Annotated in this window: 9 protein-coding genes and 1 tRNA gene; 4 read left to right on the top strand and 6 right to left on the bottom strand. The window is 68.9% G+C overall.

Features of this window, described 5'->3' with window-relative positions; all coding sequences use genetic code 11:
- Positions 1-870, top strand: an 870-nt coding sequence (locus CCN51_RS37485) for a glycoside hydrolase family 6 protein (protein ID WP_107426157.1), incomplete at its 5' end; no start/stop codon positions are given.
- Between the two features lie 8 nt (positions 871-878).
- On the opposite strand, the gene glxA is transcribed toward CCN51_RS37485, so the two are convergent.
- From glxA to CCN51_RS37505, 4 genes are all read right to left on the bottom strand, one after another.
- Positions 879-2,855: a radical copper oxidase GlxA gene (gene glxA / locus CCN51_RS37490; RefSeq protein WP_014179286.1), complete on the bottom strand. Its 1,977-nt coding sequence runs from the start codon at positions 2,853-2,855 to the stop codon at positions 879-881.
- A gap of 3 nt (positions 2,856-2,858) precedes the next feature.
- The gene (locus tag CCN51_RS37495) at positions 2,859-4,661 is read right to left on the bottom strand and encodes a glycosyltransferase family 2 protein (protein ID WP_014179287.1); all 1,803 of its coding nucleotides are present in this window, start codon (positions 4,659-4,661) and stop codon (positions 2,859-2,861) included.
- Between the two features lie 219 nt (positions 4,662-4,880).
- Positions 4,881-5,582 carry a FadR/GntR family transcriptional regulator gene (locus CCN51_RS37500; RefSeq protein WP_014179288.1) on the bottom strand — a complete coding sequence of 234 codons (702 nt, stop codon included), beginning with the start codon at positions 5,580-5,582 and terminating at the stop codon, positions 4,881-4,883.
- 88 nt (positions 5,583-5,670) lie between these two features.
- Positions 5,671-5,744 (bottom strand) — tRNA-Lys (locus tag CCN51_RS37505).
- 191 nt (positions 5,745-5,935) lie between these two features.
- On the opposite strand from CCN51_RS37505, the gene CCN51_RS37510 reads away from it, so the two are divergent.
- A complete protein-coding gene (locus CCN51_RS37510) occupies positions 5,936-6,529 on the top strand; it encodes a lytic polysaccharide monooxygenase auxiliary activity family 9 protein (protein WP_014179289.1) in 594 nt (197 codons plus the stop codon).
- Between the two features lie 50 nt (positions 6,530-6,579).
- Here the strand turns inward: CCN51_RS37510 and CCN51_RS37515 are convergent, their stop codons facing one another.
- Positions 6,580-6,816 (bottom strand): DUF397 domain-containing protein, encoded by a 237-nt coding sequence (locus CCN51_RS37515; protein ID WP_014179290.1) that lies wholly within the window; start codon positions 6,814-6,816, stop codon positions 6,580-6,582.
- Positions 6,797-7,732: a DUF5753 domain-containing protein gene (locus CCN51_RS37520; protein ID WP_014179291.1), complete on the bottom strand. Its 936-nt coding sequence runs from the start codon at positions 7,730-7,732 to the stop codon at positions 6,797-6,799. The genes CCN51_RS37515 and CCN51_RS37520 overlap by 20 nt, the downstream gene beginning before the upstream one ends.
- A 152-nt stretch (positions 7,733-7,884) precedes the next feature.
- Between CCN51_RS37520 and CCN51_RS37525 the strand changes: the two genes are divergently transcribed.
- Both CCN51_RS37525 and CCN51_RS37530 read left to right on the top strand, forming a co-directional pair.
- Complete coding sequence (locus tag CCN51_RS37525; protein WP_014179292.1) at positions 7,885-8,313, top strand: ATP-binding protein; 429 nt, start codon at positions 7,885-7,887, stop codon at positions 8,311-8,313.
- Positions 8,314-8,368: 55 nt separating this feature from the next.
- Positions 8,369-8,824 (top strand): hypothetical protein, encoded by a 456-nt coding sequence (locus tag CCN51_RS37530; protein WP_014179293.1) that lies wholly within the window; start codon positions 8,369-8,371, stop codon positions 8,822-8,824.
- Positions 8,825-9,330 lie beyond the last annotated feature (506 nt).

The raw sequence follows: 9,330 nt of genomic DNA on the forward strand, positions 1-9,330 counted from the left end.
CCCTTCCTGCGGTACGCGGCGCGGCAGGTCGCCGCGTACCGCAGGAAGGGGGAGGACGCCGAGGCGAAGCTGATAGAGCGGATCGCCGCGCAGCCGGTCGCGGAGTGGCTGGGGGTGGACGATCCGGAGGGCCAGGCGCGCGGGTTCACCGAGGCCGCCGCCCAGGAGGAGCGCGACGCGCTGCTGGTCTTCTACAACATCCCGCACCGCGACTGCGGCCAGTATTCGAAGGGCGGCGCCGCCGACGGCAATACGTACCGCGCCTGGCTGGACAAGGCGGTCAGGGGCATCGGCGACCGGGCCGTCACGGTCATCCTGGAGCCGGACGCGCTGCCTCACGCGGTGGACGGCTGCACGCCCAAGAAGTTCCTCGAGGAGCGCTATGACCTGCTGACCGGGGCCGTGGACAAGCTCAAGGGGCTGCCCCACACCAAGGTCTATCTGGACGCCGGGAATCCGCACTGGATCAAGGACCCGCGCCGGATGGCCGAGCCGCTGAGGCGGGCGGGGCTGAAGAAGGCCGACGGCTTCGCGCTCAACATCGCCAATTACCAGACCACCGAGGACAACAAGGCATATGGCAAGAAGCTCTCCGCCCTGGTCGGCGGCAAGCCCTTTGTGATCGACACCAGCCGTAATGGCAACGGCCCGGTGCCGGGCAAGGAGGACCCCGAGGCCTGGTGCAACCCCAAGGGGCGGGCGCTGGGCGAGACGCCGACGGTCCGCACGGGCGACGGCGCGGTCGCCGCCTATCTGTGGATCAAGCGTCCGGGCGAGTCGGACGGCACCTGCAAGGGCGGCCCCAAAGCCGGCCAGTGGTGGCCGCGGTACGCGCTCGACCTCGCCCGTAACGTCAAACGGCGCGGGTAGCCGTCCGGTCAGCGCTTGGAGGTGCGCGCGGTAGCTGCGGACGGGGGTACCTCCACCCACACCGCCTTTGACGGGGTGCCCTCGTCGTCCACCACCGTGAGCATGTACCACCCCGGCGGGACCAGCGACGGGTCCTTCGGGATCCGGACGGTGACGCTGTCCCTGCCTGCGACGAAGTCCAGCGCGATCGACCGCTGTTCGACGTTGGTCACATGGGTGAAGGAGCTCGGGCGGATCAGCCGTACCCGCTCGATCGTCGGCGCATGCGGGGTCCGGTAGGTGGCCCTCGCCCCGTGCTTGACGGTTCGCGGCGCGGTGTCGACCAGCGTGGGCCGCGCGTCGCGGAACAGATACGGCGGGGTGTACAGGTCGATCTGCTGCTGGAACTTCCCCGGCTCGGTGTTGGCGGAGTCGCCGAACAGCGAGTCGGAGCCGAAGGTCATCACCCGGCCGTCGGGCAGCAGCAGCGCCCCGGAGTGGTAGTTGCGGCCCACCAGCGGGTCGGCCACACCGCGCGCGGTGTTGGTCTTGGGGTCGTAGACCTCGGCCCGCAGCACATTGCTGCCGTCGCGCCCGCGGTAGTCGCCCGAGCCGTTGGTGGTCAGGAGGGTGTCGTCCGGGAGGATGACGCTGCTGGGGTAGCGGACCTCGGAGTACAGCTTCGGCCCCTCGTGGAAGCGCGGCCGTGCCTGGTGCAGATCGACGATCCGGGTCTTCGCGGTGGCCCTGGGGTCCTCGCCGACCCCGCCGCCGCCGAGCACCATGTACCGCTGTTCCTGGGCCGGAGGCAGCAGCACGGACATCGACGTCTCCAGGATGTCCGGGTCGCTCATACCGGGCACGGCCTTGAACGCATTGGTCTTCAGATCCCAGATGCCGGGGGTGCGGCCCACGTTGTCGGGGCCGTATCCGGCGTTGGAGCCGGTGTAGAAGACCCTGCCGCCGTCGGTGAGGAAGAGCGCGGGGTACGTGGGGAAGAACCGCTTCTTGGGCAGGTACTTCCACTTCTTGGTCCGGGGGTCGTAGGTCTCGTTCTTCCCCGGCACGACCTGGCCGATCTCGTCCAGACCGGAGACCGACAGCACCCGGCCGTCCTGGAGGGTGGTCAGGGTCGGGTACCAGCGGGCCTCGTGCATCGGGGCGACGGGGACATAGCGCTCGGCGACCGGGTCGAACTCGTAGGCGGCCTTGATGCCCTGGAAGTCCTTCTTGTCGAACGACAGCTTCTGCGCGATGCCGTAGAAGTTCTGCCGGTCCTTGCCCTCCAGCCCTTCGATCCGGTAGTTGTCCTGGGTCCCGGTCTGGTACCGCTTCCCCTTGCGCAGCGCCTCCACATAGACCCGGGCGGTGCTGGCGGTCACGGTGACCTTGCCGGACTTGCCGGACTTGCCGTTCTTGGACTTCTTGGCGCGCGGGACCAGAACCGGGTCCTTGGACTCGAAGACCTTGCCGTTCTCCTTGCCGGTGAAGCGGGTGCCCGCCGGGAACGTCTTCGGCTTGTCCGGGTCCTCGTTGTGGACGAACATCAGGCCGCCGGCCTTCTCCACATCGCCCTTGAGCTTTTCGTACCGCTGGGTGCCGCCCGCCACCAGCAGCTTTCCGTCCGGCAGCTGGGAGTGTCCGGCGCAGAAGAGGTCCTGGGGCGTGGGGATGTTCCGGAAGGTGTTCTTCGCCGGGTCCCACAGGACGCTCCGGAAGGACTTGGCGGCGAAGTTCTTCGCGTTGTTCCCGGAGCCGGCGACCAGCAGCACCTTGCCGGTGTGCAGCAGGGCGGCGTGGATCGTGTTGATCCGGTACTCCTCGGGGACGTTCACCGCATCCCAGTGGCCGTTCCTGACCTTGTACTCCGGCTGGTTGATCTTGTACCGGTGGTATTTGTCCGAGCTGAAGCGGTAGAGGGCCGGTCCGTTCATTCCGGCCAGCATGAGTACAGCCGCCGCACCGATCCCGAAGCGGCGGGTGCGGCGACTCGGTCGGTACTTCACGTTCTATCGTCCCCCAAGGGATGCTTCGGCGGTCTGCTTCTCGGTCCGTTTCTGCCGGCGGAGGGTCCACCGCCAGGCGATGATCGGCGCGGCCGTGACAGCCAGGGCAAGTGATGCCCAAACGGTCATCGCTGGATGACTGTGGTCGAAATAGAAGGAAGAGGCGAGCGACCCGCCGAAGACCGCCAGGAAGAAAAGGTGAATCCGGAAGGTGCCGAAGAGCGTGTCGGGGCTCGCCGAGTCGCCCTTGGGTGTCACCACGAACCTGCTCCTGCGGCGCAGTACGGCGTCCATCAGCGAGCGGGCGTAGATCGGCGCGGCGAGGGCGGACATCACCATGCCGGCCACGCCGCCGGAGCCCTCCGGCTCATGCGGGGAGACGTTGTGCCGCCGGTTCCAGATGTACAGACCGATCTGCAGGGCCGAGGCGTTGCCGTAGAGCATCATCCAGATGGCGGGGTCGATCTGGAGCCCCGAGGCGCCGAATCCGAGGAAGAGCGCGCAGCTGAGGGCGGCGAGAATCCAGTTGAGCGCCGACGCCGGATAGAAGATCACCATCAGCGTGTAGTTGAAGAGCTTGCCCGGCGGCAGGGTGAGCGGCGCCTTCCAGAACTGCTTGAGCAGCGTCTCGTAGGTGCCCCGGGACCAGCGCAGCTGCTGGGTGAAGAAGTCGGTCCAGGCGCCCGGACCCTCGCCGACCGCGAGTACGTCGGGGGTGTAGACGGAGCGCCACTTGCGGCCGGTGGCGGGGTTGCGGTGGCGGTGCAGCTCGAAGCCGGTGGCCATGTCCTCGGTGATCGAGTCGTACAGCCCGCCGATGCCCTTGAGGGCGCTGATCCGTACGGCGTTGTTGGTGCCGACGAACATGGGGCCGCCGTAGGCGTTCCCCGCGCGCTGGATGAGGGCGTGGAAGAGGAACTGCTGGCTTTCGGCGGCCTTGGTGACGGCCGTGTCGTAGTTGCCGTAGACCTGCGGGCCGACCACGAAGGCGACGTCCGGGTCGCGGAAGTAGCCGAGCATCCGCTCCAGGTAGTTGGGGAGCGGGACGTGGTCGGTGTCGACGGAGGCGAAGTAGTCGTATGCGTCGCCGTGGGCGTCCAGCCAGGCGTTGTAGTTGCCGTGCTTGGTCCTGGCGCGGTGCGGGCCCTTGGGCCGGTTCCACTTCTCGACGCCCTTGCGGGTGAAGTGGCGTACGCCCAGGCGCGCGCAGACCGCTTTCACCGCCGGGTCGTCGCCCTCGTCGAGGAGCCAGATGTGCAGCGTTCCGCGGTGGCGCACGCACACCGCCGCCTCCAGGGTCCGGGTCACCATCTCCAGCGGCTCCTTGCCGGGCACGAAGGAGGTGAGGAAGGCGACCTTGGTGCCGGTCTCGGGCACCACCGGGACCGGGTCGCGGGCGACGAGGGTGGCATGCGCGTTGGACAGCACATTGAGCGTGCGGAACAGCTCGATCAGCCCGATGGAGACCAGCATCACGGTGTCCATGGCGGCCATGACGGGGCCGACGCCCTCCCGGCTGGTCCAGTGGGCGGGCTGCATCAGCCACAGCAGCAGCCCCAGCGAGAGCAGGGGCGCGGCGCCGAGCAGCAGCGCGGCGCGGACGCGGTGCGGCTCATCGGCCAGCAGTCCGCGGTAGCGCACCCGGTACGGTTTGGCTGAATTTCCGGCAGTTTCGGTATCCGGTCGGCTGAGCGGGCCGGCGAGCCGGCTGTAGTGCTCGTAGTCGTACTTCGGCAGCGGAGGCCGGGGCCGGGGCGGTTCGCTCTGATGCCGCCGTGGGATGCGCGCGCTGGTCGTCGACGCCATGAGTCATTCCCCCCGCACGCGAAAGCCGGCCGCGTGCTGAAGCCCGTTCGTCGTGTGCTCTCCCCCGAAACGGCACCCCCTCGGCCGTACGGGCACATTAGTGGAGACAACCGACCATGCGGACATGGAACGGCCGCCCCGTGAAGCGCAACAGCGAGAACCGGACCTTTCCGGCGCGGGGAGGCGGGGCTCAGACCGGTCGTGGGACGGGGCGCCGGGTCATTCCTGGTGGGGGGAGCGCAGCCGCTCCCGGATATTGCCGAAGTGATCGCGAACGGCGGCCTCGGCCCGTACGACATCGCCGGTGCGGACCGCCTCCAGGATCTCCCGGTGCTGCCGGCAGGTGACCTTGGGGTCGGTGTGCAGATCCACCAGATCGGTGCGCACCCGGTGGAAGGCGTCCCAGAACGCCTCCAGCATCTCGCTGAGCAGCAGATTGTCCAGGCCGCGGTGGAGGGCGGCATGGAAGGCCCGGTCGGTGTCCGCGCGTACGGCGCCCTCGGCGGCCTCCGCCTCCATCCGCTCGACCAGGGCGTCCAGCTCGGTCAGGTCGGCCTGGGGTATTCGCCCGGCCAGCCGTGCGATCAGCCCGGTCTCCACCGCCTCGCGCAGCTCCAGCAGCTGCAGCAGGCTGTCCTCGCCGCGGTAGTGGCCGGCGACGGTACGGAAGATCAACCCCTCGATCATCGGGCCCATCGACATGGGCCCGACGTACGTGCCGAAGCCATGGCGGATCTCCACGATGTTCATGGCCTGCAGCCCCTTGAGGGCTTCGCGCACGGAGTTGCGGCTGACGCCGAGCAGTTCCATCAGCTCGGTCTCGGTCGGCAGCGGGGCGCCGGAGGGCAGCCGCTGGTCGACGATCAAGCGCTTGATGCGCTCCTGGATGTCGCTCGCCAGGCCGCGATTGTGCGCCGCCACAGCCACCTCCGATCGCGTCAGCTTACCGGGAACGCCACAGGGGCTCCTCGGTGAACCGAGAAGCCCCTGGTCAGTGGCGTAAGCCAAGTGCGCCGCCAGGGACTCGAACCCCGGACCCGCTGATTAAGAGTCAGCTGCTCTAACCAACTGAGCTAGCGGCGCCTGCTGACGGATGAATCCTACCCGACCTGGAGGGGTGCTCCGGGCAGGGCGCTTCATCGCGCTTCATTGGTATGGACATCTCCTGCGTTTGGTATGGACATGACCAAGAAATCGCGGTTACTCTGCGACTTGGTCTAGACCGCACTGCACTCGGCTCGCCGAAGCACTCCCCACGTCTTCAGGAGCGAAGCATGCGCAAGAAGATCAGCGCCGCTGTGATCGGCATCGGGCTCGCGGCGGTCTCCGTTCTCACCACCGGCGGCAGCGCCTCCGGCCACGCCTACACCGACTCGCCCATCAGCCGCCAGAAGCTGTGTGCCAACGGCACCGTCACCAACTGCGGCGACATCCAGTACGAACCGCAGAGCGTCGAGGGCCCCAAGGGCTTCCCGTCCGGCGGTCCGGCCGACGGCACGATCTGCGCGGGTGGCAACAGCCGGTTCTCCCAGCTGGACGACCCGCGCGGCGGCCAGTGGCCGACCACCAAGCTCACCGCCGGGCAGAGCTACACCTTCACCTGGCGCTTCACCGCCTCGCACGCCACGACGGACTTCAAGTACTTCATCACCAAGAACGGCTGGAACCCCAACTCGAAGCTCACCCGGGCGAGCCTGGACTCCACGCCGTTCCTGACCGTCCCGTACAACGGCCAGCGGCCGCCGTCCACGCTCTCCCACTCGGGCACCATCCCGAGCGGGAAGACCGGCAGGCACCTGATCCTCGCCGTGTGGACCGTCGCCGACACCTCGAACGCCTTCTACGCCTGCTCGGACGTCCAGTTCTGATCGGCCTGAACGGTGCGGGGCCCGGCCCTTGGACCGGGCCCCGCATCGTCTCACGCGTCGTATAAGCCCGCCTTCACGCCGCGTACGAAGGCGGCCCAGACGGCCGGGGCGGCGTCCAGCACCGCGTCCGGGTCGTCGCTCTCGCGCAGCCGGACCAGGCCGCCCCACGCGGCGACCTCGACACACTGGCCCTCGCCCACGGAGTGCGAGGACTTGCGCCAGCGCGGACGGGCCGCGCCGGCGGGCGGATACGGGTTCGGGGACAGGTCATGCGGGTTCTCGGGCACTCTTGAGGTGTTCACGGTGTGTGGCCCTCTTTCCTAAGAGACCGGCGATGAGGGCCTTCGTCTCCTCCGTCGACAGCGCGCTGTCGACGATGTGGTCGAAGGCGTCGGCGAAGACGTTGACGTCGCCGACTCCTTCGACGTATATGGGGCCGCGCAGGTTCTCCTGGGTGACCACGTCCGGCATCGGACCGGGAAACCCGACGATGGTGAAGGCGCCCGCGTCCCCGGGGTTGGGCGCCGCGTCGATCGGCATCACCTGAAGCGTGACCGTGGGCCAGTCCGCGACGTCGAGCAGCCGCCGCAACTGCTCGGCCATGATGGCCGGGCGGCCGGAGAAACGCCGGTGGAGGGCGGCCTCGTGGATCACCGCCCACAGCCGCAGCGGAGCGTGCGGGCGGGTCAGCACCGCCTGACGGGCCAGCCGCACCTCGGCGAGCGCCGCGACCTCCGCCTCGCTGCGCGCCACCGCGTTGGCGGCGATCGTCTCCCGGGCGTAGTCGGGCGTCTGCAGCAGCCCCGGGACGACCAGCGGGGCGAAGTCGCGGACGGATTCGGCGTCGCTCTCCAGCGAGATGTAGTCGGCGTACGCGGGGGCGACCACGCCGCGGTAGGTCTGCCACCAGCCGCGTTTCCCGGCGTCCCTGGCCAGCCTCTCGAGCGCCGTGCGGACTTCGGAGTCGCTGATGGCGTAGGCCTCCAGCAGGTTGGCGACCTCCGCGGCGCGGATGGTCGCGTTCGCGTTCTCTATCCGGGACAGCTTCGGGGCGCTCCAGCGTCGGGCGCCCGTACGTCCCCTTTGGGCCGCGTTCAGCGCCTGCGCGGCCGCGTCCAATGTCATCCCCGCTTCGGTACGCAGCTTCCGCAGAGTGGACCCCAGCCGCCTGCGCCGCACGGTGGGCACCGGGTGGTAGGACATGTCGCCAGTCTGACGTATCGCCAACTACAACCACCAGGCGGCATATGCCAGTCTTGCGTGAGTGGGTCGAAACATTGCGAGTAGCACGGACATGGGACAGGATCGCCTGTGCGACACGGCAGCGCGCCGTGCCTTGGAGGGCCCTGGACGACATGGCAGAGAACATCCCGCAGGGGGCGCCGCCCGGCGGTAGCTGGGGGCGATACGAGCTGCGCCTGCGCGTCCATCCGCAGACACTCGCGGACGTGCGCCGCGTCGTGGCAGCGCGGCTGCGCCAGTGGGGCCGCGAGGAGTTGGTCACCGCGGCGGCGATGTGTGTCACCGAACTGCTCTCCAACGTCCACAAGCACGCGGCCTCGCCCGACTGTGTGCTCACCCTCGAGAACCGCCCGTACGGCATACGGGCCTCCGTCAGCGACAGCGAGCCCTCGCTGCCGGTGGTCAAGGAGCCCGACTTCCTCTCCGAGAGCGGGCGCGGGATGTTTCTGCTCAGCAAGACGGCCGACGAATGGGGCACGGACCTCAACACCACCGGGAAGACGGTCTGGTTCACGCTTCGCGCGGAATCGGTCGGTCCGTGAGCCGCGGTTCGGTAGCGTGCCGTTCCGGAGTGGTGTGCGAGCCGGGGAGGGGCCCATGGATCCGGTGACGGCGGGTGCGCTGATCGCGGCGGTCAACGCGGTGGTGTCCGGGGCCGGGGGTGAGGCGGGCCGGCGGGCGCTCGAGGCGCTGGGCGCGCTGTCCCGCAGGGTGCTGCGGCGGAGCCCGTGCGACCCGGGAGCGGACCCGGCGGGCGACCCGGGCGCCGATCCGTCGGGCGATCCGGGCGCTGATCCGGCGGGCGACGGCGAGCCTGTCGCGATTCCGTACGACGACCCGGAGCGGCTGCGCCGACTGGCCGAGCTGTTGGTCGAACGGGCCCGCCAGGACCCCGAGTTGGGGCGCGATCTGGCGGCCTGGATGAGCCGGTACGGAACACCGGCCCAAGAGGTCGGCACCGTCCATAATTCCATCTCGGGTGATGCGCGGATCACCGGGCCGGTTATTCAAGGCCGGGATTTCCAGGGCCCGATCAGCTTCGGCCCGCAGTGACTCACCCCCGGACGGGGGTACCCGGGCGCCCGTCGGCGGCTGGCAGCAACCGGACAGCGGCCCCGGCCGCCGCTTGCCCAGAGTGGCCCGTCGGCTGCGTTGGGTGGCGTGCGGGCGGCCGGGTGGCGCGGATACATGCAACTTCCTGACATACCGCGTGTCGTTGCGCGCGTGAGGCGTTGCGGTAGGGTCTGACACGCCGTCATTTGCCTACTCTTTACCTGACTCGCTGCGTTGACGCCGTCGCTGTGCGCGAATTACTGTCGTCAATGGAATTGCATAGCGTTTTTTTGCTCCAAGAAATTCTCGAACCAGGCTCGAATTTCAGAAAACAGGTCGCCTTCGCCCTGCAGGGGAAGTCATGGTTGGTCTTGCGAGGATGCCCGAGCCGTCACCCGAGCGCGGGGCGGCCGGTGCCGCGGGCACCGACCATGTGGAGCGGGCGCTGCTGGCGGCCCATGATCTGATCGAGTCCGCGGTGACCCGGCACCGCCAGGACCAGGCCC

This window comes from Streptomyces milbemycinicus (assembly GCF_002154605.1).
Lineage (GTDB): Bacteria > Actinomycetota > Actinomycetes > Streptomycetales > Streptomycetaceae > Streptomyces > Streptomyces milbemycinicus.

Bases quoted from the DNA above. Each gene is read 5' to 3' on its own strand.
- CCN51_RS37520 (WP_014179291.1), bottom strand. From the start codon at position 7,732: ATGTCCTACCACCCGGTGCCCACCGTGCGGCGCAGGCGGCTGGGGTCC.
- CCN51_RS37525 (WP_014179292.1), top strand. From the start codon at position 7,885: ATGGCAGAGAACATCCCGCAGGGGGCGCCGCCCGGCGGTAGCTGGGGG.
- CCN51_RS37510 (WP_014179289.1), top strand. From the start codon at position 5,936: ATGCGCAAGAAGATCAGCGCCGCTGTGATCGGCATCGGGCTCGCGGCG.
- CCN51_RS37530 (WP_014179293.1), top strand. From the start codon at position 8,369: ATGGATCCGGTGACGGCGGGTGCGCTGATCGCGGCGGTCAACGCGGTG.
- CCN51_RS37495 (WP_014179287.1), bottom strand. From the start codon at position 4,661: ATGGCGTCGACGACCAGCGCGCGCATCCCACGGCGGCATCAGAGCGAA.